This is a genomic window from Tardiphaga sp. vice154, assembly GCF_007018645.1.
Lineage (GTDB): Bacteria > Pseudomonadota > Alphaproteobacteria > Rhizobiales > Xanthobacteraceae > Tardiphaga.
This window is the reverse complement of the sequence record NZ_CP041399.1, coordinates 4,893,409-4,916,244: the sequence shown is the minus strand read 5'-3', so window position 1 is coordinate 4,916,244 and position 22,836 is coordinate 4,893,409. Positions and strand designations below refer to the sequence as shown.

At 64.6% G+C, this 22,836-nt stretch carries 22 protein-coding genes; 8 read left to right on the top strand and 14 right to left on the bottom strand.

Translation table 11 applies throughout. The features are described from left to right. Position 1: 1 nt before the first annotated feature. The 5 genes from FIU28_RS23125 to FIU28_RS23105 all read right to left on the bottom strand — a co-directional run bounded on the left by FIU28_RS23125 (position 2) and on the right by FIU28_RS23105 (position 3,768). Positions 2-997 carry a DUF262 domain-containing protein gene (locus FIU28_RS23125; protein WP_210245433.1) on the bottom strand — a complete coding sequence of 332 codons (996 nt, stop codon included), beginning with the start codon at positions 995-997 and terminating at the stop codon, positions 2-4. A gap of 917 nt (positions 998-1,914) precedes the next feature. After that, on the bottom strand, positions 1,915-2,577 hold the full coding sequence (locus FIU28_RS23120) for a DsbA family protein (RefSeq protein WP_143575450.1): 663 nt from the start codon (positions 2,575-2,577) through the stop codon (positions 1,915-1,917). Positions 2,578-2,680: 103 nt separating this feature from the next. Next, a complete protein-coding gene (locus FIU28_RS23115) occupies positions 2,681-3,160 on the bottom strand; it encodes a DUF721 domain-containing protein (protein ID WP_143575449.1) in 480 nt (159 codons plus the stop codon). A gap of 31 nt (positions 3,161-3,191) precedes the next feature. Further along, positions 3,192-3,512, bottom strand: coding sequence for a HigA family addiction module antitoxin (locus FIU28_RS23110; protein WP_143575448.1), 321 nt, complete (start codon positions 3,510-3,512; stop codon positions 3,192-3,194). Beyond that, entirely contained in the window at positions 3,484-3,768 is a 285-nt protein-coding gene (locus FIU28_RS23105) for a type II toxin-antitoxin system RelE/ParE family toxin (protein ID WP_143575447.1), read from the bottom strand. The genes FIU28_RS23110 and FIU28_RS23105 overlap by 29 nt, the downstream gene beginning before the upstream one ends. Before the next feature lie 76 nt (positions 3,769-3,844). On the opposite strand from FIU28_RS23105, the gene mutY reads away from it, so the two are divergent. Beyond that, positions 3,845-4,930, top strand: coding sequence for an A/G-specific adenine glycosylase (gene mutY, locus FIU28_RS23100; RefSeq protein WP_246660784.1), 1,086 nt, complete (start codon positions 3,845-3,847; stop codon positions 4,928-4,930). Between the two features lie 5 nt (positions 4,931-4,935). Here the strand turns inward: mutY and FIU28_RS23095 are convergent, their stop codons facing one another. After that, complete coding sequence (locus FIU28_RS23095; protein ID WP_143575445.1) at positions 4,936-6,681, bottom strand: sensor domain-containing diguanylate cyclase; 1,746 nt, start codon at positions 6,679-6,681, stop codon at positions 4,936-4,938. Positions 6,682-6,909: 228 nt separating this feature from the next. On the opposite strand from FIU28_RS23095, the gene FIU28_RS23090 reads away from it, so the two are divergent. Continuing rightward, complete coding sequence (locus FIU28_RS23090) at positions 6,910-7,446, top strand: PAS domain-containing protein (RefSeq protein ID WP_143576358.1); 537 nt, start codon at positions 6,910-6,912, stop codon at positions 7,444-7,446. 55 nt (positions 7,447-7,501) lie between these two features. Then, entirely contained in the window at positions 7,502-8,740 is a 1,239-nt protein-coding gene (locus tag FIU28_RS23085; RefSeq protein WP_246660783.1) for a methyl-accepting chemotaxis protein, read from the top strand. Positions 8,741-8,921: 181 nt separating this feature from the next. Here the strand turns inward: FIU28_RS23085 and FIU28_RS23080 are convergent, their stop codons facing one another. Beyond that, a complete protein-coding gene (locus FIU28_RS23080) occupies positions 8,922-10,055 on the bottom strand; it encodes a site-specific DNA-methyltransferase (RefSeq protein ID WP_143575443.1) in 1,134 nt (377 codons plus the stop codon). A gap of 229 nt (positions 10,056-10,284) precedes the next feature. Between FIU28_RS23080 and ypfJ the strand changes: the two genes are divergently transcribed. Further along, positions 10,285-11,214 carry a KPN_02809 family neutral zinc metallopeptidase gene (gene ypfJ / locus FIU28_RS23075; protein WP_143575442.1) on the top strand — a complete coding sequence of 310 codons (930 nt, stop codon included), beginning with the start codon at positions 10,285-10,287 and terminating at the stop codon, positions 11,212-11,214. A 150-nt stretch (positions 11,215-11,364) separates the two neighbouring features. Beyond that, entirely contained in the window at positions 11,365-11,949 is a 585-nt protein-coding gene (gene moaB, locus FIU28_RS23070) for a molybdenum cofactor biosynthesis protein B (protein WP_143575441.1), read from the top strand. Between the two features lie 130 nt (positions 11,950-12,079). Here moaB and FIU28_RS23065 read toward each other — a convergent pair whose 3' ends face one another. From FIU28_RS23065 to FIU28_RS23055, 3 genes are all read right to left on the bottom strand, one after another. Continuing rightward, positions 12,080-12,646: a glycosyl transferase gene (locus FIU28_RS23065; protein ID WP_143575440.1), complete on the bottom strand. Its 567-nt coding sequence runs from the start codon at positions 12,644-12,646 to the stop codon at positions 12,080-12,082. A gap of 106 nt (positions 12,647-12,752) precedes the next feature. Then, positions 12,753-14,390, bottom strand: a complete 1,638-nt coding sequence (locus FIU28_RS23060; RefSeq protein ID WP_143575439.1) for a PEP/pyruvate-binding domain-containing protein — start codon at positions 14,388-14,390, stop codon at positions 12,753-12,755. Between the two features lie 14 nt (positions 14,391-14,404). Next, the gene (locus FIU28_RS23055; protein ID WP_143575438.1) at positions 14,405-16,333 is read right to left on the bottom strand and encodes a hypothetical protein; all 1,929 of its coding nucleotides are present in this window, start codon (positions 16,331-16,333) and stop codon (positions 14,405-14,407) included. 186 nt (positions 16,334-16,519) lie between these two features. Here FIU28_RS23055 and FIU28_RS23050 point away from each other — a divergent pair, with 186 nt between their 5' ends. Then, on the top strand, positions 16,520-17,680 hold the full coding sequence (locus FIU28_RS23050; protein WP_143575437.1) for a PA0069 family radical SAM protein: 1,161 nt from the start codon (positions 16,520-16,522) through the stop codon (positions 17,678-17,680). A gap of 306 nt (positions 17,681-17,986) precedes the next feature. On the opposite strand, the gene FIU28_RS23045 is transcribed toward FIU28_RS23050, so the two are convergent. After that, positions 17,987-18,934, bottom strand: a complete 948-nt coding sequence (locus tag FIU28_RS23045; RefSeq protein ID WP_143575436.1) for a DnaJ C-terminal domain-containing protein — start codon at positions 18,932-18,934, stop codon at positions 17,987-17,989. Positions 18,935-19,082: 148 nt separating this feature from the next. Next, positions 19,083-19,478 (bottom strand): RT0821/Lpp0805 family surface protein, encoded by a 396-nt coding sequence (locus tag FIU28_RS23040; protein WP_143575435.1) that lies wholly within the window; start codon positions 19,476-19,478, stop codon positions 19,083-19,085. Between the two features lie 135 nt (positions 19,479-19,613). On the opposite strand from FIU28_RS23040, the gene pdxH reads away from it, so the two are divergent. Further along, positions 19,614-20,279, top strand: coding sequence for a pyridoxamine 5'-phosphate oxidase (gene pdxH, locus FIU28_RS23035; protein ID WP_143575434.1), 666 nt, complete (start codon positions 19,614-19,616; stop codon positions 20,277-20,279). A gap of 35 nt (positions 20,280-20,314) precedes the next feature. Then, on the top strand, positions 20,315-21,067 hold the full coding sequence (locus FIU28_RS23030; protein WP_143576357.1) for an SDR family NAD(P)-dependent oxidoreductase: 753 nt from the start codon (positions 20,315-20,317) through the stop codon (positions 21,065-21,067). Between the two features lie 153 nt (positions 21,068-21,220). Here FIU28_RS23030 and FIU28_RS23025 read toward each other — a convergent pair whose 3' ends face one another. Next, a complete protein-coding gene (locus tag FIU28_RS23025) occupies positions 21,221-21,430 on the bottom strand; it encodes a hypothetical protein (protein ID WP_143575433.1) in 210 nt (69 codons plus the stop codon). A gap of 258 nt (positions 21,431-21,688) precedes the next feature. Beyond that, positions 21,689-22,669 carry a magnesium transporter CorA family protein gene (locus FIU28_RS23020; RefSeq protein ID WP_143576356.1) on the bottom strand — a complete coding sequence of 327 codons (981 nt, stop codon included), beginning with the start codon at positions 22,667-22,669 and terminating at the stop codon, positions 21,689-21,691. Between the last annotated feature and the right edge of the window lie 167 nt (positions 22,670-22,836).

Genomic DNA, 22,836 nt, shown 5'->3' with positions numbered 1-22,836 from the left:
TTTAAGATGCCTGAAGCAAGGCGACCTCACCGAGCAAAATCTCTTTCATGATATTTATTCTCGTTTGTCGCGGGCCGGCGTCGTTCGAAGCGGCTCGACTTGCGGCAAAATAGCTTGCCGCGCTCGGGATTTCCGCGCGCCGTTCTTCGTTGTCGACCGTTGCTAAAAACTGACGAAGACGCTCCCGAGCTTCATCAGGTGCAATGTCGTGCCCCGTTTCGGATAGGGCGTAAACGCCTCCCACCAACGAATAGAAATCGGCCTGATTTCTTAACCGGCTTCGTGTAATATCCAATGTTTGGTCGCTCCGAACGATTTGATCAATCTTCTGAATGGCCATTCTATACTTGTCTGTTACCTCTTCGGCTCGCTCCCATACGGGATCTCGAGAGCTGAAGGCTTTATCCAAATCGTCTTGTGAATACGATTTCGGCCCCTCCTCGATTTGGAGCAGGAGTTGCGCAAGAAACTCGTCATCCCTCATTTGCTTTCGCGAAGACGGCTGAATAAAAGGAAAGTTTTTGGGCAGCGTGCTAAATGTCCACTCCGACAGCTCTTCGACCTTAGTAATAAAGGCTCCTGAGAATTTTGCGTGACGTAATTCTTGTCGAGTTAACTTTGCAACGTTTCGATTGATGCGATCAAATATCGTGTTGATCAAAGTTTCATCTTCCGATGGGATAAACTCCACAGCAAATTGGTATCGCCAAAATCCTCGCTTTGTGTCGTCGTCAAGGTCCTTAAAATATTTGTCCTTGTGCTTCGCAATCGTTGCTTCTGACGAAACGGGGAATTCGTTGTTTGCAAATTCAAAAAGTGTAATGAGTCGTTGCTTGCCATCCACCACGCTGTACTTTGCAACCCCGTCGGGCGTGATGTTTTCGTAGAGAAATATCGCCGGGCATGGATAGTCATTCAATACAGTATCGATGAAGAACTCTTTGTAAGGAGCGTTCCAAATGCTCCTCCTTTGATATGGAGGATCAAGATCGAGCAATCCTCGCTTATATATGTCCCAAAGCCAGGATAGGGACTGGAAGGTTGCTTTTCGTTGCATGGGATCGCTGTCTTTCGATGTGGTAGAGATACTTCAACCACAGGTTATATCGGGCTTTAACTTTTACCAAGTCTGATCGAGTGTATCCTTGGTTTAACGTGCCGTAGCGCTTGGCGCAGGCCGCGTGCATTTCAGTCGCTACTGGTTACTGTCGGCCACGTTCGTGCGATGCCGCAATATAACACTGGGCCGGCGTGTAAGTAGCCGTGGAGCGACAAAAATTTCAAGACCGGTTTATTGACAATAATCCTTTCTTGACTATATTCTCCTTCGTCCTGTCCGCGAGGGGCGCTTCATGAGGCGTTCTGGAGTGGGGCGGGATGCGGCGCCTGCGGACGTGGCTCGCACCCACGGACCCGGGAGGCCGGGGGGCACCGTCCGGGCCCACTACGGGGCTCTGCCGCTCTTTGTCGGCTGGACGTGGACAGGGAAAGGCGGGGAAATCCCGCCGGAAGCTGTCCCGGAAGCACGGTCCTCCGGACAGAAACGCCGCGGTGGCGCGCCGAAAGGCGATGCGCGTGGTGTGGTGGCTCTCGCACAGCCGTCACGCTCCGCGACGAACGATCCCCGCGCCTTTCGGCGCGTCGCTCCCCTCATGCGTGAGGGGAGATCTCGCAAAGCTCGGGCGCATCGGCGTCGCGAGGATGCGGACGGCTGTTTGAAATTGAGAGATGATGAATGCGGGAGTGGTGAGGGTCAGGCGTGCACAGCGATGCGCGTGCGACACCCACCTCTGTCGTCGCCCGGCTTGACCGGGCGACCCAGTAAACGCTGCCGTTCGAAGATCTGTCGCAGACGCCTGCGTATACTGGATCCCCGCTTTCGCGGGGATGACAGCCTGAGTGAAGCGCCTGACCTCAGCTCTTCAAGAGCGGCGTGATCTTCTTCGAGAATTCCTCGAAGCTCTGCTCGCCCTTGAGCATTTCGCCGTTGATGAAGAAGGTCGGGGTCGAGTTGACCTTGAGCACTTCGTTGGCGAATTTCTGGTCGGCGGCGATCTTGTCGAGCAGCGCCTGGTCCTTCAGGCAGGCTTCCACCGCCTCCTGGCTGAGGCCGGCCTGCTTGCCGATCCGGGTCAGGCTGGCGGCGGTGTCCTTCAGCACCCAGTCGTCCTGGGTCTTGAACAGCAGGTCGTTGACCGCGAAATATTTGGCGGAATCGTCCTTGGCGATGCAGCGCGCCAGCATCGAGCCGGCGGCGGCCTTGATGTCGAGCGGGAATTCGCGGAACACGAAGCGGATCTTGCCGGTGTCGATGAAGGCTTCCTTGATCTTCGGGAACACTTCCTTGGTGAAGGTCGCGCAATGCGGGCAGGTCATCGAGGCGTATTCGGTGACGGTGACGGCGGCGTCCTTCGGGCCGAGCGCCATGTCGGGCAGCGACACCGGCTTGGCGACGTCGGCCGCCGAGGCGGTCTGCGCGAACGCCTGCTCGATCAGGAACAGCGGCGAGACGCCGGCCAAAGCGGCGAGGCCGGTGAGGGAAAGGGCTTGGGTGACGGCGCGGCGCGTGATGATCAAGGAAGGCTCCTGTTGGCGCGGCGCGCCCGGAAATGCTGTCTGTGGCTAACTTGAAACCCGAATTGTGGCAAGCGCAGGCCGCGGCCCGGCCTTTGCGAAAAGCTCACTTCCGCTTGATCGTGGCGCCGAGCCGCGCCAGCGCCTCGCGTAGCTCGTCGTCCTCGACGCGGCCCAGGCTTTTGGCGACTTCGGCGACGGCGGCAGCCTCGATCGGCTTTATGGTCTTGCGGACCTTGGGGCGTGAAAGCGGCGCCTGGCGCAGCGCGATCTTGCCGACCGCATTCCAGCCGAAGAACCGGTTGACCCGCTGCAAAATGGCGTCGGAGGAATGCTGGATCTCCAGCGCCATCGGCCCCTCGACGCGCAGGATCAGCGTCGCCGGCACCTGGTTCTGGCCCTCGACCGGCCGCGGCCACTGGATCTTCAGCGGCTCGGAGAATTTGGCGATGTCGGCGCCGGCGATCTCCGCCCAGCGCGTCACCAGCTCGCGCGACGCAAAGCCCTGCTTGGCAAAGGCGTCGGAAAACACCCCGCCGAGCAGCACGGAGAGCGGTTTGGCGGAAATGTAGCCGGGCTTTCTCATCGCGTATCCCTAGCACCTGCCGCCGGCAAAATCAGGCCGCATGCGGCCGGATCGTCTTCAGGTCGCCTTCGATCTCGCGGCGCCGCTGCATCAGGTCGAAATCCATCTGCAGGCCGAGGAAGAAGCCTTCCGAGAGGCCGAAATACCGCGCCAGCCGCAGGTCGGTATCCGCCGTGACCACGCGCTTGCCGAGCACGACCTCATTGATCCGCCTTGGTGCGACATGGACCGCGCGGGCCAGCGCGTTCTGGCTGAGCCCCATCGGCTTCAGAAACTCCTCCAGCAGGATCTCGCCGGGGTGCGGGTTCGGCAAGAGGCCGGCTTTAGCCGTGGTAGTCGACAATTTCGACATCGCGGGGTCCCCCGTCGTCCCAGACAAAACATATCCGCCACTGGTCGTTGATCCGGATCGAATACTGGCCAAGCCGATCGGCTTTCAGCGCTTCGAGCCGGTTACCCGGCGGCACGCGGAGATCGCCGAGCGCGCGCGCCTGATTGAGAAGACGCAGTTTTCGCAGGGCAACGGCCTGGATGTCCGACGGCAGCTTTCGGCTGCGGTGGCCAGACCAGATCACCTCCGTCTCGAAGCTGGCGAAACTCTGGATCATTATAACGCGCCGCGTTATGGCCGGCAACATCACGTTCGGCGCTGGCCTTGCCCCGATTCTGATTTTACAATGCTTCGTGCCCGCATCCCCAGCCACCAAAATCCGCAAGCTTGCCGTCGCCGACCGGCCGCGCCAATTGCTCGACTGGTACGACCGGCACCGGCGAAAACTGCCGTGGCGGCCGCTGCCGGGCGGGGCGATCGATCCGTACCGGGTCTGGCTGTCTGAAATCATGCTGCAGCAGACCGGGGTGCAGACGGTCGGTCCGTACTTCGAGAAATTCCTGGCGCGCTGGCCGACGGTCGCCGATCTCGGCGCGGCCTCGCAGGACGACGTGCTGCGGATGTGGGCGGGGCTCGGCTATTATTCGCGGGCGCGCAACCTGCATGCCTGCGCGGTGGCGGTGTTGCGCGACCATGGCGGCGCGTTTCCCGACACCGAGGAGGGCCTGCGCACGCTGCCGGGCATCGGGCCGTATACGGCCTCCGCCATCGCCGCGATCGCGTTCGGCCGCCAGACCATGCCGGTCGACGGCAATATCGAGCGCGTGGTGTCGCGGCTTTATGTAGTGGAAGAGCCGCTGCCGAAATCCAAGCCGCAAATCCAGGCACTCGCGACGACGCTGCTGGCGGCGACCCGCGCCGGCGACAGCGCGCAGGCCCTGATGGATCTGGGCTCCACCATTTGTACGCCGAAGCGGCCAGCCTGTGCGCTGTGCCCGATCAACGACGATTGCGCGGCGCGCTTGCGCGGCGACCAGGAGACGTTTCCGCGCAAGGCGCCGAAGAAGGCCGGCACGCTTCGCCGCGGTGCGGCCTTCGTGGTGACGCGCGGCGACGAACTGCTGGTGCGGACGCGGGCGGAAAAGGGCCTGCTCGGCGGCATGACCGAAGTGCCGTCATCGGAATGGCGCGCCGGCCACGACGATGCGGCGGCACTGCAGCAAGCGCCGTCCGTGAAGGGCGTCGCGACCTGGCACCGCAAGGTTGGCGTCGTCACCCACGTCTTCACGCATTTTCCGCTGGAGCTGGTGGTCTACACCGCGCGCGTTGCGGCACGCAGCCGCGCGCCGGCCGGCATGCGCTGGGTGCCGATCGCCACGCTGCATGGCGAAGCGCTGCCCAATCTGATGCGCAAGGTGATCGCGCACGGGCTCGGCTGAGCGCGTCAGGCGGCGCGAACGCGGTCGATGTCAGTATCCGGCAGCAGCACACAGCGATCGCGACCGGAGTTCTTGGCGACATACAGCCCCTGGTCGGCGCGTTCGATCATGTCCTGCACGTCACGGTCGGACGCGCCCATCATGGCGATCCCGATCGAAACCGTGACCTTGAGGCGGGTCGCCTTGTCATAGATGACCGTCATCCCGACGGCGTGGCGGATCCGCTCTGCCAGCAGCTGCGCGCCGGCCTCGTCGACCTCGCGCAGCAGCACCAGGAATTCCTCGCCGCCAAAGCGCGCCGCGCGGTCGGTGCTCCGGATCGCTCCGGAAATGATGTCCGCGATCTTCCTGATGACGACGTCGCCGGCGGCATGGCCATGGGTGTCGTTGATCGCCTTGAAGTGATCGATGTCGATCATCAGGGTCGCCATGCCGCGCCGGTAGCGCTTCGAGAAGTCCATGGCGTCATGGGCGGCTGCCAGAAACGCGCGGCGGTTCAGCAGGCCGGTCAGGAAATCGGTATCGGCCAGCATGCGCAGCCGGGTGATGTCGTCCTTGAACTGCATCGCATTCTCACTGGCGCGCGCTTTGGCCTCCTTGGTCCGCTCCTCGGCGAAGCCGATCCGGCGCAGCAGCGAGCGCAGCGCGCGGGTCAGCTGCACCACCTCCCGCGAACCGTTCAGCCGCGGCAGCATGGTGGGGCCGGAAGCGCGGCCGATGCGGTCGGCTTCGATCGTGAGGGCGCGGATCGGGTGGGAAATCCGTCTTGCAATCACGAACGCCATCAGCACGCCGACCAGTCCGGCAAGTGCGCCGATCGCCAGAATGGTCGTAGCCGTCTCGATCGCGGCGGCCAGCGCGACGCTGGCCGGCTGGCTGGCGGTTACGATCCAGTTCAGGCCCTGATAGTCGCGATGACCGCGGCTGACGAAGAACGCCCGCAACATTTTATCGTTGGCCGTTACATCGCTGAAGGTACCGGATTTTTCGGCGATCATGCGGGACAGCTCGCCGGCATATTTGCTGGTGCCCATGCCGGGGCCGAGCAGCACGGTGCCGGTCTTCGACAACACCGCCATTGTGGTATCGGTGCCGCCGTCATTGGCCTCGGCGCTTGCGATCACGCCGCGCGCCCAGTCCCAGTTCAGGTGGGCGCCGAACACGCCGATCAATTGACCGTCGGCATCGCGCACCGGCAGCGCGACATCGACGAAGCGATGCGGTTCGCCGTCGGCGCGTTGCGCCAGCAGCGACGATAGCAGAGCCGCCTCGTGAACGTCGCCGACCACGGATTCGTGCAACCCGGTGCGAAACCACGGCCGCTGCGCGACCGAGGCGCCTTCCAGCAGGCCGCCGGTCGAGGCGGCGACAATGCCATCGGGACGGGCAAAGCCGATCCAGGCAAAGTCGGTGAAGGAGGCTTGCAGCTGTTCCAGCGATCGGCGCAGCGCGGCCGGATCATCCTGCCAGAGCTTCTTCATCGGCTCCAGCTGCGAGAACAGTTTGATCTCCTGCTGGCGCACCGCCATGTAGCGGTCGAGCCGCTCCGCGGTCGTGGAGGCGACGCTGGTCAGCCGGCTGTTCACCAGCGTCGCGGTGGTGCGGTAGCTGACGAAAGCCGCACCAGCGGCCAGCGCACCGACGAGGATGATCGTCATGAGGCCGACGGCGGCGGCAATCTGGCTGCGTACGGACAGGCTGTCCCGGGTTGCGTTGAGTAAATCATTCAGGCGTCGCCGCGAAATGTGCATCAGAAGGCCCCGGTTGCCTCGTTTCTTTCACGCGGCCATTGCGAAACCCTTATACCTCTCTGTCCAATGCCCTCATGCTGAACAACAGATGAATCCCGACGCGCTTCTGCAGCGCCTGCCGCTGGCCCATCGGCGCCACGCACAACCTTAACGTCATCTTCAGGCTGGCGACGTAACACGGCGTCACAACCGTATTCGATTTCGGCAGGCCCCATGTCCCATAACGTCATGTCCCATACCGTCAAGCCGACCAACCGCGAGGTGTTCTTCCCGGCCTCCGAACTGATCGTATCGAAGACCGACCTCAAGGGGCGGGTGACCTACGCCAACCAGTTGTTCTGCAGGATCGCCGGCTACAGCGAGGCGGAAGTCATGGGCCGGCCGCACAGCATCATCCGGCATCCCGACATGCCGCGCAGCGTGTTCAAGCTGTTGTGGGACGCCATCGAGGACCGCCGAGAGATCTTCGCCTATGTGAAGAACATGGCGAGGACGGGCGATCATTACTGGGTGTTCGCCCATGTAACGCCGTCGTTCGGCGCCGACGGCCGGATCAATGGCTACCATTCCAATCGCCGCGCGCCGGCACCCGACATCATCCGCACCACCATCGCCCCGCTGTATACGCAGGTGCTCGCGATCGAGCAGCGTCATGTCAACGGCAAGGACGCGCTCGCCGCCGGATACAAGGCGCTCACGGATTTCGTTGCCAGTCAGAAGGTCAGCTATGACGAACTCATGTTTTCTATCAAGAGCGCAGCTTAGCACGGCGCTCGTCGTCCTCGCTCTCGTGGCGTCGCTGGCGTTGCAACTGGCGGGCATGGGCACATTGGCGATGGCGCTGCAGGCACTCGCGATCGCGGCGGCCGGGGTGACGCTGTGGTGGATGTCGCGCGCAGCCGCCCTGATCGTGCTGGCGCGCGATACCTGCCGCCGCATCGTGCAGGGCGATTTCGAAGCCCGGATTCTCGGCATTCCGACGCAGGGTGCTACGGGCGAACTGCTGCACGCGATCAACGACATGATCGATGGCTGCGATGCCTTCGTACGCGAGGCCACCGCGGCGATGACCGCCGTCAATCACAACAAGTATTATCGCCGGATTCTTCGTGCCGGCCTGCATGGCGGCCTGCTGCACGGCGCGGATGTCATCAACGCCGCGACCCACAGCATCGCCGCGCGGATCGGCCGGTTCGAGCACCAGACCTCCGAGCTCGAAGTCACCGTCAACGGCATCGTGTCGGCGCTCGATAGCGGCGCCAGCGAAATGAGCGGCAATGCCGGCAATTTGCGCGCCGGGGCGTCCTCGACGCTGCACAGCGTCACCTCGGTGGCGGCAGCGTCGGAACAGGCGGCGACCAACATGCAGTCGGTCGCATCGGCCACGGCGCGGCTGTCCTCCAGCGCCGGCGAAGTCGGCGCCGACGTCAGCCGCTCGGCGACGATAGCGCACCGCGCCGTCGATCGGGTGGCCGATGCGGCGGGGCATGTCGATGTGCTGCGCGAGGTCGCCGTGCGGATCAGCGAGGTCGCCAAATCGATCAACGGGATCGCCAGCCAGACCAATCTGCTGGCCTTGAACGCCACGATTGAAGCGGCGCGCGCCGGCGAGGCCGGCCACGGGTTTGCCGTGGTGGCCCATGAAGTGAAGGCGCTGGCGACGCAGACCGCCACTTTCACCGCCGAAATAGAGGCCCAGATCGGCCAGGTTCAATCGGCGACCGACAAGGTCAGCGATTCCATCGCCGAGATCGGCACCGTGATCGCCGAGGTCAACGAGATCACCAGCAAGGTCGCCGGCGCCGCCGAAGCGCAGTCGGCGGCGACGGCGGAGATCGCCCGCAACATCGACGAGGCCTTCGCCGTGGTGCGCGAAATATCCGTCAACGTACAGTCACTGGCGGAAACCGCGCGCACCACCGAGCAACTGGCAACTTCGACGATGCAGGCGTCGGGCGATGTTTCTTCGCAATCCGGCCTGCTGACGCAGGAGATCCGCAGCTATCTCGGCGAAGCCCGGCAGAACCTGGTGGATCAGGCCGGCACCAAGGCGGCGTAGGACGAAAAGAACGTAGGGTGGGCAAAGCCGGCGTCCGCGCGCAGCGCGGGCGGCGGCGTGCCCACTAATCGGCCGGCGACAAATGGAAGACCGTCGATAGAAAAAAGGGTGGGCACGGCGCAAGCCCGCCTTTGCCCACCCTACATCTGAACGATCCGATTCGACCTCAGCCGAACTGGCTCTAGCCCAATCCCATCTCGCTGCGGATCTTGGCGCGCAGTTCGTCGATCAGCGTCAGGCCTGTCTTGGTTTCGACGTGCCAGAACGTCCAGCCGTTGCAGGCGGCCGAGCCTTGCGCCATCGCGCCCATGCGGTGGATCGAGCCGACCTTGTCGCCGAACAGGATGGCGCCGTCGGCGCGCACCAATGCGCCGTGGCGCTTCTTGGCGTCGACCAGTCTGGTGCCCGGCGCGATCATGCCGCGCTCCAGCAGTTCGGAGAAGGCGACGCGGGGCGCCGAGCGCGCCGTCATGAACGGCGCCAGGGTGGCTTCCGGCAAGGGCTCGATCGCGGCGATGCGCGCTTCGGCCGCGGCGGCATAGTCGCGGTCGCGCTCGAAGCCGATATAGTTGCGGCCCAGGCGCTTGGCGACGGCGCCGGTAGTGCCGGTGCCGTTGAACGGATCGATGACGAGATCGCCGGGCTTCGATGACGACAGCAGCACGCGCGCCAGCAGGCCCTCCGGCTTCTGCGTCGGATGCACCTTCTTGCCGTCGGCGCCCTTCAGGCGCTCGTCGCCGGTGCATAGCGGGATCAGCCAGTCGGAGCGCGCCTGAACGTCCTCATTGGCAGCCTTCAGCGCTTCGTAGTTGAAGGTGTAGCCCTTGGCATTCTCGTCGCGCGCGGCCCAGATCATGGTCTCGTGCGCGTTGGTGAAACGGCGGCCGCGGAAATTCGGCATCGGGTTCGACTTGCGCCACACGATGTCGTTCAGCACCCAGAAGCCCAGATCCTGCATGATCGAGCCGACGCGGAAGATGTTGTGATACGAGCCGATCACCCACAACGTCGCCGACGGTTTCATGATGCGGCGCGCTGCCAAGAGCCAGGCGCGCGTGAAATCGTCATAGGCGGCGAACGACGAGAACTTGTCCCAGTCGTCATTGACGGCATCGACATGCGATTCGTCGGGGCGCTTCAGGTCGCCCTTGAGCTGCAGGTTGTACGGCGGATCTGCGAACACCAGATCGACCGAATGGGCCGGCAGCTTGGACATTTCGGCGACGCAATCCCCGATGACAATGCGGGAAGAGGGGCCGGATTCAAATTTGATGCGGGGCGCCCTTGCAGACGCCCCGCGAAGCGAAACAACCATGACTCAATTACTCTGACTCAGGCGACGCTGTCGGCGACGCGGGACTAACAAACCGACTACCCACACCATGACGCCGCAAAGTAAAAATCGACTTAATTGCAATCCTGTTTGCGGCCGTTCATGCTAGGCATTATTTGCCGGGCAGTTTAGTGCTAGGGCGATGGAAATTTTCCGCGATTGACGCGTTAGGGTCGGCCCCGATCCGCGGATGAAATGAAGGACCATACTTATGCGTTACGATGACTTTCGTCGCAGCGACAATATCGACGACCGTCGTGACGACAGCGGTGGTGGCGGTGGCGGTGGCGGCGGTTTCGGGATGGGCGGCGGCGGGCTCGGCATCGGCACGGTGATCGTGCTGGGCTTGGTCGGCTGGGCGTTCGGCATCGACCCGCGCATCCTGATCGGGGGCGCCGAGGTCCTCACCGGCGGCGGGCAGGCGCCGACCTACCAGACCGACCGGCGCTCCGCGCCGTCGAAGGGCGCTGCGCCGACCGATGAAATGGGCAGCATGATTTCCGGCGTGCTCGGCGAAATCGACGATCGCTGGGACGAGATCTTCAAGGAGAGCGGCCAGAAATATGTCGGTCCGCGCATTGTGCTGTTCAAGAACGCCACCAATGGCGGGCGCTGCGGTCAGGCCCAGGCGGCGATGGGTCCGTTCTACTGCCCGCCCGACAAGCAGATCTATCTCGACACCGGCTTCTTCCGCCAGGTCGAAACGCGCTTCCGTGGCTGCTCCGGCAATGCGTGCAAGTTTACCGCCGCCTACATCATCGCGCATGAGGCCGGCCACCACATCCAGAACCTGCTCGGCATCCTGCCCCGCGTGCAGCGCCTGCAGGAGCAGGCCGGCAGCAAGGCGGCGGCGAACCTTTTGCAGGTCAAGGTCGAATTGCAGGCCGACTGTCTCTCGGGCGTCTGGGTCAACCGCGAAGAGAAGAAGCGCCCCGGCTTCCTCGAGAAGGGCGACATCGACGCCGCGCTGACCACGGCGGCGGCGATCGGCGACGACACGCTGCAGCGCCAGGCGCAGGGCCGCGTGGTGCCGGATTCCTTCACCCACGGCTCCGCCGAGCAGCGCAAGCGCTGGTTCATGACGGGCTACCAGCAGGGCACCGTGACGTCGTGCAACACGTTCGCTGCCGAGCGGCTGTAAGGCGTGCATTCCGTTCCCCGGACGCGACGCAGCACGAAGTGCTGCTTCGCAGAGCCGGGGCCATTGCGGGCGCCGGCGTCTGATACGGTCCCGGCTCTGCGAAGCGGCATAGGAATGCCGCATCGCGTCCGGGACAAGTGAGAGAGCATCATGTCATCCACCGACGACGCCAAAACCTTCATCCCGCTCAACATCGCGGTGCTGACGATCTCCGACACCCGCGTGCTGGCCGATGACAAGTCCGGCACGACGCTGGCCGATCGCCTCACGTCGGCCGGCCATCATCTCGCCGCCCGCGACATCGTCACCGACGACGTCGAAGCCATCCGCGTCATGATCCGGAAATGGATCGCCGATCCCGGCATCGATGTGATCATCAGCACCGGCGGCACCGGTTTCACCGGCCGCGACGTCACGCCGGAAGCCGTCGAGCCCTTGTTCGAAAAACGCATGGACGGCTTCTCGATCGCCTTTCACATGCTGAGCCACGCCAAGATCGGTACCTCGACGATCCAGAGCCGCGCCACGGCGGGCACCGCTGGCACGACCTTCATCTTCTGCCTGCCGGGCTCGCCCGGCGCCTGCCGCGACGGCTGGGACGGCATTCTCGCCGCGCAACTGGATTATCGCACGCGGCCCTGCAATTTCGTCGAGATCATGCCACGGCTCGACGAGCATTTGCGGCGCGGCAAGGCGAAGGGCCCGTCTGTATCATCTCAGTCGCCGTCATCCTGAGGCGTTCGCCGGAGGCGAGCCTCGAAGGATGCGGCGACAAGCGCGGGTGTGGGGGTCGGCGCAAGCCTGGTGCGGCGGGCGTGCCCGGCATATTGGCGTCGGGGATACTTGGCTTGGCCGGCGCTCAGGCTCAGGCCACGATGATCCGGCTGCGCAGCAGCGTGCGCGAGGAGCGGCCGAGCCGGCGCAGCAGGCGCGCTTCGGCGCGGCGGGCGTCGGCATAGCCGCCGAGCCGGTCATAATGCTCCCGGGCGATCAGCAGGCCCTGGTCGGCAGACGGCCCCTTCAGGATCCGCGCCAGATATTTCAGCCCGTCGACCACGCCGCTTTCATCATAGGGCGAGCGTGCATAGCGAAAAATGCCGGCGCGCGGCCGGCCACTCATCGAAACCCGCTGGATGAACTGGCTGGTCTCTTCGGTCCAGCCGGCATCGAGCACCGCGCCGGCATGCAGAAACATCAGCCATGGCGAACGCGCCTGTTTGGCGCCGGCGGCCATCGCCGCCGCGCGGCTGCCCTGGAACGGCAGGAAGCCGCAGCCGGCGACATCGGCGACGTGTTCAATCACCCCGGTTCCGGCGCGATCGACCAGCAGCACTTCCTTGATCACTCCCGCAGCAGCGCCCGGCACCAACGCGGCCAGGGTGGCCACGGCGGGTTGTTCATTACCATCGGTGGGAATGATGACGCTCAGCATTGACGGGTAAAATTACCTTATGATGTGAAACCGTTGCACGGTTACCATCTTGTCGCAATCAAATCAGCGAACTGCTCGTCAATTTTTGCCGCTGCGGCAAGCTGGCTTAGTGGCTGGCGGGATGTTGGCTTGCCGGGTCCGTCCGGTGATGGCCATGGCCCTTGCCGTGCTTGTTCGATCGCCAGCCCTCGATCTCGGCGAGTTCGGCGTCGGGACGGCTGACGATGATCTCGCGCTTGCCGAGATAGATCCGGCCGCTGTCGCCATCGATGGCGATCCAGTCGCCCGCCGACACCGCCGAGCTGCCGAGCATGGCGCGGTCCGTGTCGCTATCGATCACCAGGCCGGCGCAGCCGACGATGCAGGGCCGCCCCATCTGCCGCGCCACCAGGGCGGCGTGCGCCGTGCGGGCACCCACCGCGGTGACGATACCGGCCGCCACCGCAAAGCCGGCGACATCTGCGGTCGAGGTCTCGGGCCGCAGCAGGATCACCGGCTCGCCCGATTCAGCCAGCCGTTGCGCGCTGGCGGAGTCGAACGCCGCGCGGCCGACCGCAATGCCGCCGGAGGCGCCGATCCCGGTGATCGCCGGATGGCCGGTATCGGCGAGCCGCGTCAGATCCAGCGCGGCAATGTCGATGCCGTCGATCCGTTGCAGCGCTTCCTTTGGTGCGATCAGCCCTTCTTGGACGAGGTCGATGGCGATACGTAGCGCGGCGCGTGGCGTCCGCTTGGCGGTGCGGGTTTGCAGGATCCAGAGCTTGCCATCCTCGATGGTGAATTCGATGTCCTGGACGTCGCCGAATTCCCGCTCGAGCTGCTTCAGGATGCCGGCAAGCTCCGTGGCGACCGCCGGCAGAACACGGGCGATGGTCTGCTCGGTATCCGGGGTGCGGCGGCCGGACACCACGTCCTCGCCCTGCGCGTCGAGTACCAGATCGATCATCGGTTTCGGCAGGCCTGTGGAAGGATCGCGCGAGAATGCCACGCCGGCGCCGGAACTGAGCCCGCCATTGCCGAACACCATGGCCTGCACGGTGACCGCGGTGCCCCGGAGATCGTCGAGCTGCTGCAGCCTGCGATAGGTCTGCGCGCGTTCGCTGATCCATGAGCGATAGACCGCGCGCGCCGCGCTGTCGAGCTGGACTGCGGCATCCTCCAGCCAGCCATCATCGTCGTCGTCAATCAAAGCGCGTTGCGCGCCGGCCAGTCGCTCCAGCGCCTCGCTGTCGAGGTCGCGATCGCTTGACGCCTGCTCGGCGGCGATCAGCTCGTTCAGCCGCGCGGCCAGCGACGCGGGATCGATGCCGAGCACGGTTTCCGCATAGCTCTCGATGAAGCGCCGGCGGCAGTCCCATGCCAGCCTTGGGCGCCCGGTCGCGCGGATCAGGCCGTGGACGGCGGAAAGCGTACAGCCGACGTCGAGCACGGTCTCCAGCATGCCGGGCATCGAACGCGCCGCGCCCGATCGCACCGACACCAGCAGCGGGTCGCGGCGATCGCCGAACCGCTTGCCGGTCGCGGCCTCCAGAAAGGCAATGCCGTCCTTCAGCCCGTGGCGCAGGTCCCGCTCGGCATGCGCATCGCCGGCGAGAACGGCGGCGCACAGCTTGACCGGCAGCACGAAGGCCGGCGGCACCGGCAGGCCGAGTGCCGCCATGCGCGCGAGGTTCGCAGCCTTGTTGCCGATGCTGTCGGCGGAATGATGTTTGGCGGAGCCGTCGCCAATTCGCACGATATGCATTGTCAGCCCCTCGGTTACGCCAGCAGGTCGGAAATGATGTAGCGGCGCAGCAGGTGACCGAATCCTGCGAGCCGGTCGGTCGCGCGCTCGATCGCCCGCGCCAGTTCCAGCACCGCCAGCGAGGTCGCCACGTCGAAGCCGCCGGTCAATACCTGCGCCGTAATCTCGCGTTCGCGCAGGTCGGCGCTGTGCTCGGCGTCGATCAGGCGGAGCACGCAGGCCAGTGCGTCCTCGGAATCGACGCGCTGGCCGTCGGGCACTTCGGCGGCGGCGGCGACGCCTGAGGCGGTTGCCTGCAGGGCCGAGACGGACGAGCCGCACAGCCCCGCCAGCGCTTCCAGCAGCGCCGGGGCAACCGCTTCAGGCAGCAGCGAGGCGATGAACGCCGCTTGTTCCAGTTCGTCGATGGCCTGCTCGACGCGGTCCATCATCTGCTCGATGACCGGACGGGCGTTGAGGCGCGTCACCTCCTTGCGGGCTTCGATGGCGATGCGGTCGGCCTTCTGCTCGATCCGGCTGGCGCGCGCGGCGAGGGCCTTGCCGTCGCTGCTGCGCCCGGCCTGCAGCGCGGCGATATGAGACGCGAGGCCGGCGGCGATATCGTTCGCCAGACCGGCCTGGCGCAGGATGATGGCAAGCAGGGTGCTATCGACCCGCTCCAGATGCCGGACCAGTTCGGCTTCGATCTGGTCGCGTACCAGGCGTACCGAGCGGCCCTCGCGCAGTGCTTCGGTGGAAACCCGCATCGCGGTCTTGAGGAATTCCACCGCGGCGTCGCGGCCCAGGGCCTGGTCGAGCCGTTCGCCGAAACCGATCCTTGTTGGGGCCGCGTTGCGTACCGCGGCGCCGATCAGTTCGTCACCGCCAAGTTCGAGGAACGCCCGGTGGCCGATCCGATGGCGCGCCGCCCAACCGAGCAGGTTGGCGGCGTCGCCCTTGGCGACCCAGCTCCGCAACAATTTTCGCGCCTTGTTCCAGTCGATCAGGAACACCAGAGCAGCGCCGATCGCGGCCAGGAAGGCATCGCGCTCATCGGCGCTGTCGGCCTGATAGTCGCCGGTCACCAGATAGAACGTGCCGTCGTCGCCGAGTCCGCTGGCGGCGTGCCGATCCAGCCCGCTCCACGCCGCCGGGAATTTCTCGAACTGCGCCACGAAGAACCTGGCGCGGGCGCGATGCACGTCGGTATAGGTGACGGTGACGGTGTTCGCCTTCACGGCGATTACGACGACATGGGCATCGGTGGTGCCGATATCGTTCTGGATCAGCAGCCGCCCGCCGGAACGCGTCGCCATGGTGTCGAGGCCAGGGTGATCGAACTTCAGCATTTTCGTCTCGCCGAGCCCACGCATGAAGCTCTGCACCGGCGCATGGTCTTCAGGCTGCAGACCGAAGACATGGGCGCCATCGACGATTTCCTCGGCGCAACGGGCGGCAAGACGGTTAAGCGCCTTGTGCAGGTCCATCACCAGCCGATGCAGGCTGTCGGCGCCGTTTTCGGCCATGCCGGTCAGTCGCGCGATCCGCACCACCTCGATCTCGGTCGCCGCGTCCAGCACGCCGGCCGCCAGCATCGCCGCCAGCCGGGCGTCGAAGGCCTCGCCCTCCTGCGGGGCGCCGGCCCGGACGGCGCGGATCATCGCCGCGATGTCGTCGGCGATGTCCTTCATCAGCTTGGCAAGATTTGGCGCGGCGATGCGACCGTCGGCTGCCATATGGGCGCCGCCGATCAGCGTCGCGATCGCCGCCGGCGGAATCGAAGCGGCGCGGCATTCGGCCTGCAGATCCGAAACGGCCTGATCCGGCTGTCGCGCATGCTGCGCGGCGCCCTGCAACGCGCTCATCCGCACCTTGATGCGGTCATTGGCGCCGAGACCTTCCGCGACCAGAGAGGGCAGCAGCATGCCGGTCTGGCCAAGTTGTTCGATGATCTGGGATTTCATTTGCCACCACCAGTTCGATCCGACCTGTGCATGTATGGCGCGCCTTCGCGACAGTTTGATTGCGCTGGATCATTCATCGAAACGTCACAGAACAGCTGCCCGACCGGCACGGATTGCCGCCGGCTGTTTCGAACAGGGATGTTTATTTGTTCTTGATATGTTCCGGTTGTTTGTTATGTTGTCGGCATGACTCGCACCCATGCTGCCGCCCGCAAGCACCCGCCGGTTCTGCCGCCCCCCGAACCGGGCGGGGCCTCGCCGTTTCCCGAGATTGCGGTGGCGATCGAGAAGCAGCGGCGGCGCGGTCGCGGGGCGCAATCCAATGATAGCGGTCGCTTCGAGGCCGAAGCCCGCGTCGCCTTCGACGACGGCTGGCAGAGCCTCGATGAACTGCCGGCCTTCAAGACGACGGTGGCGGTCGATACCGCGCGAAAGGTGATCACCCGCAACGAGTCGCCGGATATCGGCTTCGACCGCTCGATCAATCCCTATCGCGGCTGCGAGCACGGCTGCGTCTATTGCTTCGCGCGGCCGAGCCACGCCTTTCTCGGCCTGTCGCCCGGACTGGATTTCGAATCGAAGTTATTCGTCAAGCCGGACGCGCCGGGGCTGCTGGAGAAGGAGCTGGCGGCGCCGGACTACGAGCCGAGGATGATCGCGATCGGCACCAACACCGATCCCTACCAGCCGATCGAACGCGAGCGGAAGGTGATGCGCGGCATTCTCGAAGTGCTCGAGCGCGCCAACCATCCGGTCGGCATTGTCACCAAGGGGGCTTTGGTGACCCGCGATATCGACATTCTGGCGCGTATGGCGAAGCGCAACCTCGCCAAGGTGGCGATCTCGGTGACGTCGCTCGATCCGAAGCTGTCACGCACGATGGAGCCGCGGGCGTCGTCGCCGGAAAAGCGGCTGGAGGCGCTGCGGCAATTGTCGGAGGCGGGCATTCCGACCACGGTGATGGTGGCGCCGGTGATTCCCGCGCTGAACGACGCCGAGATCGAGCGCATTCTCGATGCCGCGGCGCATGCCGGGGTGAAGGAGGCGAGTTACGTCCTGCTGCGGCTGCCGCTGGAGGTCCGCGACCTGTTTCGCGAATGGCTGATGGCGAACTATCCGGATCGGTATCGCCACGTCTTCACGCTGATCCGCGACATGCGCGGCGGCCGCGACTATGATTCGCAATGGGGCACGCGGATGAAGGGTACCGGGCCGATGGCCTGGATGATCGGCCGGCGCTTCGAGATCGCCTGTACCAAGCTCGGCCTCAACAAGCGCCGCTCCAAGCTGACCACGGATCACTTCGTGCGGCTGAGCAAGGCGGGCCAGCAATTGAGTTTGTTTTAGAAGGCTAAGTTTCGCTGCCAGAAGTTTCGCTGCCAGAAGTTTCGCTGCCAGGACTTTCGCTGCCAGGACTTGGCCCCTCGCTTCCATGCGGAACGAGGGTGCCTGAGCAGCGCCATCGGGTGGAGGGGAGTTCGTGAGTTCGCGGCTCCCCTCGCCTGAAAGGCAATGCATCGATTGATGCCGACCTCTTGACGGAGCGTCGGTCGGTAGCCCGGATGAAGTCGGCGCGCGGGAAGCGCGCGACGACGTAATCCGGGAATGGCTGTTGTGGATAGGCCGGCCCCGGATTGTCATCCGGGCTACGCATTACCCCAGATCGCTGCGCGGATTGTAGGTGTTTCCGTCGCGCCATTTTTCCATCAGCGCTTCCAGTTCGGCGTCGTTGCCGTCGGGCAGCATGATGCGGGTGATGAAATACAGGTCGCCACTTGTGCCACCGACCTTCGGCAGGCCCTTGCCCTTGAGGCGGAAAATGCGGCCGCTCGACGTGTTCTTCGGAATCGACAGCTCGACCGCCCCCGACAGCGTCGGGGCCCGCACCTTGGCGCCGAGCACCGCCTCGTACAGCGTGATCGGCAGTTCGACGCGCAGATCGCTGCCGTCGATCTTGAAGAAGGCATGCGGTGCAATGCTGACCGTGATCATCAGGTCGCCGGGCCGATGGCCGGGGGCGGTTTCGCCCTGGCCCTTCAGCCGGATCTGCTGGCCGGCGGAAACGCCGGCCGGAATCTTGACGTTCAATTCCTTGCCGGTCGGCAGCCGGACGCGCTTCTCGGCGCCCTTCACGGACTCCTCCAGCGACACCGTCATGGCGACAGCGACGTCGAGATCCACCGGCATCATGCGCTCATCGAAGCCGGCGCCTTGCGGCCCGCCGCGGCCGCGCCCGGAGCCGGCAAACATGCTGTTGAGAATATCCTCGAAACCGCCGCCGCCAAAGCCCTGCTGCGCGCCGGGACCGCCGCGGAAGGCATGTTCGAATCCGGGCTGCGCCGAAGCGCGCCCGCCGCCCGGGAAGCCCTGGAATTTCGGCTTGCCCTCGGCGTCGATCTCGCCGCGGTCGAACTGCTTGCGCTTGTCTTCGTCACCGATGATCTCGTTGGCCGAGTTGACTTCGGAGAAGCGTTCGGCGGCCGTCGGATCCTTCTGGTTATTGTCTGGATGATGTTTCTTGGCGAGCTTGCGGTAGGCGCTCTTGATCGCCGCAGCGCTGGCGCCCCGCTGCACCCCCAAGACCTCATAGGGGTCGCGCATCCGTCGTCACTCCTTCAGGCAAAACTACGAAATGCGGGCAAACGGCCCGCTTGATCTCTCATTTGGGGCCTTGGTGTCTTTTTTGCAACTGCGATGTGACAAATCCGCCAAGACGACCGGTCATCGCAACCGCTCGTCGCGACGGTCGTCAGCCGCGCCGCCACGGCTTCAGCGAGTGGACATCCCAGCGCGCGCCGTCCTTGCAGGCGGCGCCCTGCATCCAGGTTTCCGAGCGGCCGTTGACATAGCTGGCCAGGAACGCCCGGCAGGTTCGACCGTCTTCGCTGTAGGCATTGGCCAGCGGCGTCACCGAGCCGCGCGCGCCGGTCGAAGGGTTCTCCCACGGCTGGCTGGAATCCTTGTCGCCCTTGGTCAGGACGTCGGAGGCGGCGGTGCGGGCGAACACCAGGTCGGCCTCGGTCGGCTCGGGGCCTGCGGCCGGCACCAAAGGCGTGATCGAGCCGGTCACGTCGCTGCCTTCCATTCTGGCAAAAGCGCCCTCGTTGCGGCCGATACTGCAGCCGCCGACGCCGGCACCGATCATAATAGCTGCAATCGCCGCCACGGGCGGGCAGATAGCCGATAGGCCAATGCCAATACGTGTCCTATATAGGACTGGCCTATGCAGGAACCGCAGCAAGCTCGAAGCCTCAGGCCAACACAAGACGGAACTCCGGACATGACCGACACGATCAACCCTATCCAACACCCGACTCCGTTAACGTCCGGTGATTTTACGGCGGCCGATGAGCCTTTTGCGTTGTTTGCCGACTGGTTTGCCGAAGCGCAGGCCGCCGAGCCCAACGATCCCAACGCCATGGCGCTGGCAACGGTCGATGCCGACGGGCTTCCCGACGTCCGCATGGTGCTGATGAAGGGCTTTGATGCCGACGGCTTCGTGTTCTACAGCCACATCGCCAGCCAGAAGGGCCAGGAGCTCGCCGCCAATCCGAAGGCGGCATTGCTGTTTCACTGGAAGTCGCTGCGCCGTCAGGTCCGGGTGCGTGGTCCGGTAACGCCGGTCACCGAGGCCGAGGCCGACGAATATTTCGCGTCCCGCCCCAGGCAGTCGCAGATCGGCGCCTTGGCCAGCAAGCAGTCGCAGCCACTGGAGAGCCGCTTTGCCTTCGAGCAGGCCATCGCCAGGGAAGCCGCCAAGCATCTGATCGGCGCCGTGCCGCGGCCGGCAGGCTGGACCGGCTGGCGGATCACCCCCCAGCGCATCGAATTCTGGCACGACCGGCCGTTCCGGCTGCACGACCGCATCGAATTCCGCCGTGACACGACCGACGCGTCGTCCGGCGCTGCGCAAAACTCCTGGAGCAAGGTGAGGCTCTACCCGTGAACCTGCAAAATTCGACGAGACCGGCCAGCAGCATGATGCCCACAGGTTCAAACGCGCCGAAGCGTACGCTGCTCCTGACCGGGGCCAGCCGCGGCATCGGCCATGCCACCGTGATGCGCTTTTCCAGCGCCGGCTGGCGCGTGCTGACCTGCTCGCGGCACCCGTTTCCCGAAGTCTGCCCGTGGGACGCCGGCCCCGAGGACCACATCCAGGTCGATCTCGCTGACCATGCCGACACCACGCGCGCGATCGCGGAGATCAAGGAACGGCTCGAAGGCGGTCAGTTGCATGCGCTGGTCAATAACGCCGCGATCTCGCCGAAGGGCGAGGGTGGCAGCCGGCTCGGCTCGATCGACACCGACGTCGAGACCTGGAGCCATGTGTTCCGGGTCAATTTCTTTGCGCCGATCATGATGGCGCGCGGGCTGATCGAGGAGTTGAAGGCGGCGAAGGGCTCGGTGGTCAACGTCACCTCGATCGCCGGCTCGCGCGTGCATCCGTTTGCCGGGGCGGCCTATGCGACGTCGAAGGCGGCGCTGGCGTCGCTGACGCGGGAGATGGCCTCGGACTTCGGCCGCCTCGGCGTTCGCGTCAACGCCATTGCGCCGGGCGAGATCGACACCTCGATCCTGTCGCCGGGAACCGACAAGATCGTCGCCGAGCAGATCCCGCTCAATCGGCTGGGCACGCCCGATGAGGTGGCGAAGATCATTTACGTGCTGTGCACGGAGACGAGTTCCTACGTGAACGGCGCCGAGATCCACATCAACGGCGGCCAGCACGTCTGATCGTCATTCCGGGGCGAGAGCGCGCCAGCGCGAACGAACCTCAGCCACTCCACTTGGAGTGGCGGGGAATCTCGACATGGAACGATGAACGTTCCGGGATTCGGGGTTCGCGCTCGGCTGTCGCCGTCCGCGCCCCGGAATGACACCATGAATCTACTCCGCGAAAATCCGCCGCGGTGCTGGCGCGGCATCGCTGATGCCGAGGCTGGAGCAATCGTCGTCCGATTCGCCGTCCATCAGCGACGCGCCGCAATGCCGGCAGCACCGTGCCGAGATCGGATGCGCCTTGCCGGCAGCATTCTGACGCGCCTGCTGGTAGGAAAGGAAATTGACGACGTTGGGAGAAGTCACTGGGTCAGTCATTGCAGTCCTCATCACTTGAGCCTGTGTTATGACAGCAACCCTTCGCTCAACCGTTCAGCCAACCATTCAAATTTTACCGTTAGAATTGTGGCGCGGGTCACGCGGCTGCGAAAGCGGTGTGAGTGGTTCGTTAACTGACGCGGAGCTGGACAATCTGTAGCCCGGATGAAGTCGCTGCGCGCGGAGAGCACGGCGTCGAAATCCGGGGCTGAACGTCATGGTGAAAGGCCGGCCCCGGATTGTCATCCGGGCTACGGGCTACAGCCACTTCTTCCATTTGAAGAACATGTAGGGAAGCGCCGCGGCGACCAGCATCATGAGCAGCGCCATCGGGTAGCCGTGTTCCCACTGCAGCTCCGGCATCAAGCGGAAATTCATGCCGTAGACCGAAGCGATCAGCGTCGGCGGCATCAACACCACGGCCATCACCGAGAACAGCTTGATGATGTTGTTCTGCTCGAGATTGACCACGCCCAGCATGGCGTCGAGCACGAAGGTGATCTTGTTCGACAGATACGAGGCGTGATCGGTCAGGGACGCGACGTCGCGCAGCATGGTCTTGAGCTGCGCGCGCATGTCCTTCGACCATTTCACGCCGTCGGCCTCCGCTGTGACGAAGGTGACGACGCGGCCGATCGAAACCAGGCTTTCCCGGACCTTCGAGGTCAGGTCGCCCTTGCGGCCGATCGCGATCAGGATCTCCGAATAGCGCTTGGCATGGCCGGTCCGCATCGATTCGTCGGGCTCGAAAATATCGTGGCTGACCTGATCGACGTCGGCGCCGGCGCGCTCCAGAATGTCGGCGCAGCGATCGATCACGGCGTCGAGGAGTTCCAGCAGCACGGTCTCGCCATTGGCGCTGGGCGGCGTGCCGCGCGACAGCTTGTTTTCCACCAGCGAGAACGGTTTTGGCGCATCATAGCGCACCGTGACGAGCCGATGCCCGGACAGGATAAAGGTGACGGGCGTGATGCGCGGTGAATCGGTGTCGGCCGCGCACATCAGCGACGCCGTCATGTAACGCGCGCCGTTCTCGATATAGAGCCGGCTGGAAATCTCGATCTCCTGCATCTCCTCCCGCGTCGGCACCGCGATGCCGAACAATCGCTCCACCGCATGGTCCTCGCCCGGCGACGGATTGAGCAGGTCGATCCACACCGTGTCGGCCGGCAGCGCCGTCAGATCGGTCGGCTCAGAGCGCTTCAGGGTCGTCTCTTGGGGCGTGAACACAGCGAGCATGGCAACTCCGGAACAATGGCGACGCAAGGTGAACGATTGCAGGCCGGGCGAATCGCAGATCCAGCCCGCATAACCGAAGATCATGGGGGCGGTCATGACAGCCTTCCACGGGCGCGCCAACCCCCCGATCCGGCGGTTTCAACTCACGCGAGCGTGAACGCGGCCGT

Bases quoted from the DNA above. Each gene is read 5' to 3' on its own strand.
- FIU28_RS23115 (WP_143575449.1), bottom strand. From the start codon at position 3,160: ATGAGAAAGCCCGGCTACATTTCCGCCAAACCGCTCTCCGTGCTGCTC.
- FIU28_RS23110 (WP_143575448.1), bottom strand. From the start codon at position 3,512: ATGTCGAAATTGTCGACTACCACGGCTAAAGCCGGCCTCTTGCCGAAC.
- FIU28_RS23105 (WP_143575447.1), bottom strand. From the start codon at position 3,768: ATGATCCAGAGTTTCGCCAGCTTCGAGACGGAGGTGATCTGGTCTGGC.
- FIU28_RS23095 (WP_143575445.1), bottom strand. From the start codon at position 6,681: ATGCACATTTCGCGGCGACGCCTGAATGATTTACTCAACGCAACCCGG.
- FIU28_RS23090 (WP_143576358.1), top strand. From the start codon at position 6,910: ATGTCCCATACCGTCAAGCCGACCAACCGCGAGGTGTTCTTCCCGGCC.
- FIU28_RS23085 (WP_246660783.1), top strand. From the start codon at position 7,502: ATGGGCACATTGGCGATGGCGCTGCAGGCACTCGCGATCGCGGCGGCC.
- FIU28_RS23080 (WP_143575443.1), bottom strand. From the start codon at position 10,055: ATGGTTGTTTCGCTTCGCGGGGCGTCTGCAAGGGCGCCCCGCATCAAA.
- ypfJ (WP_143575442.1), top strand. From the start codon at position 10,285: ATGCGTTACGATGACTTTCGTCGCAGCGACAATATCGACGACCGTCGT.
- moaB (WP_143575441.1), top strand. From the start codon at position 11,365: ATGTCATCCACCGACGACGCCAAAACCTTCATCCCGCTCAACATCGCG.
- FIU28_RS23065 (WP_143575440.1), bottom strand. From the start codon at position 12,646: ATGCTGAGCGTCATCATTCCCACCGATGGTAATGAACAACCCGCCGTG.
- FIU28_RS23060 (WP_143575439.1), bottom strand. From the start codon at position 14,390: ATGCATATCGTGCGAATTGGCGACGGCTCCGCCAAACATCATTCCGCC.
- FIU28_RS23055 (WP_143575438.1), bottom strand. From the start codon at position 16,333: ATGAAATCCCAGATCATCGAACAACTTGGCCAGACCGGCATGCTGCTG.
- FIU28_RS23050 (WP_143575437.1), top strand. From the start codon at position 16,520: ATGACTCGCACCCATGCTGCCGCCCGCAAGCACCCGCCGGTTCTGCCG.
- FIU28_RS23045 (WP_143575436.1), bottom strand. From the start codon at position 18,934: ATGCGCGACCCCTATGAGGTCTTGGGGGTGCAGCGGGGCGCCAGCGCT.
- FIU28_RS23040 (WP_143575435.1), bottom strand. From the start codon at position 19,478: ATGATCGGTGCCGGCGTCGGCGGCTGCAGTATCGGCCGCAACGAGGGC.
- pdxH (WP_143575434.1), top strand. From the start codon at position 19,614: ATGACCGACACGATCAACCCTATCCAACACCCGACTCCGTTAACGTCC.
- FIU28_RS23030 (WP_143576357.1), top strand. From the start codon at position 20,315: ATGCCCACAGGTTCAAACGCGCCGAAGCGTACGCTGCTCCTGACCGGG.
- FIU28_RS23025 (WP_143575433.1), bottom strand. From the start codon at position 21,430: ATGACTGACCCAGTGACTTCTCCCAACGTCGTCAATTTCCTTTCCTAC.
- FIU28_RS23020 (WP_143576356.1), bottom strand. From the start codon at position 22,669: ATGCTCGCTGTGTTCACGCCCCAAGAGACGACCCTGAAGCGCTCTGAG.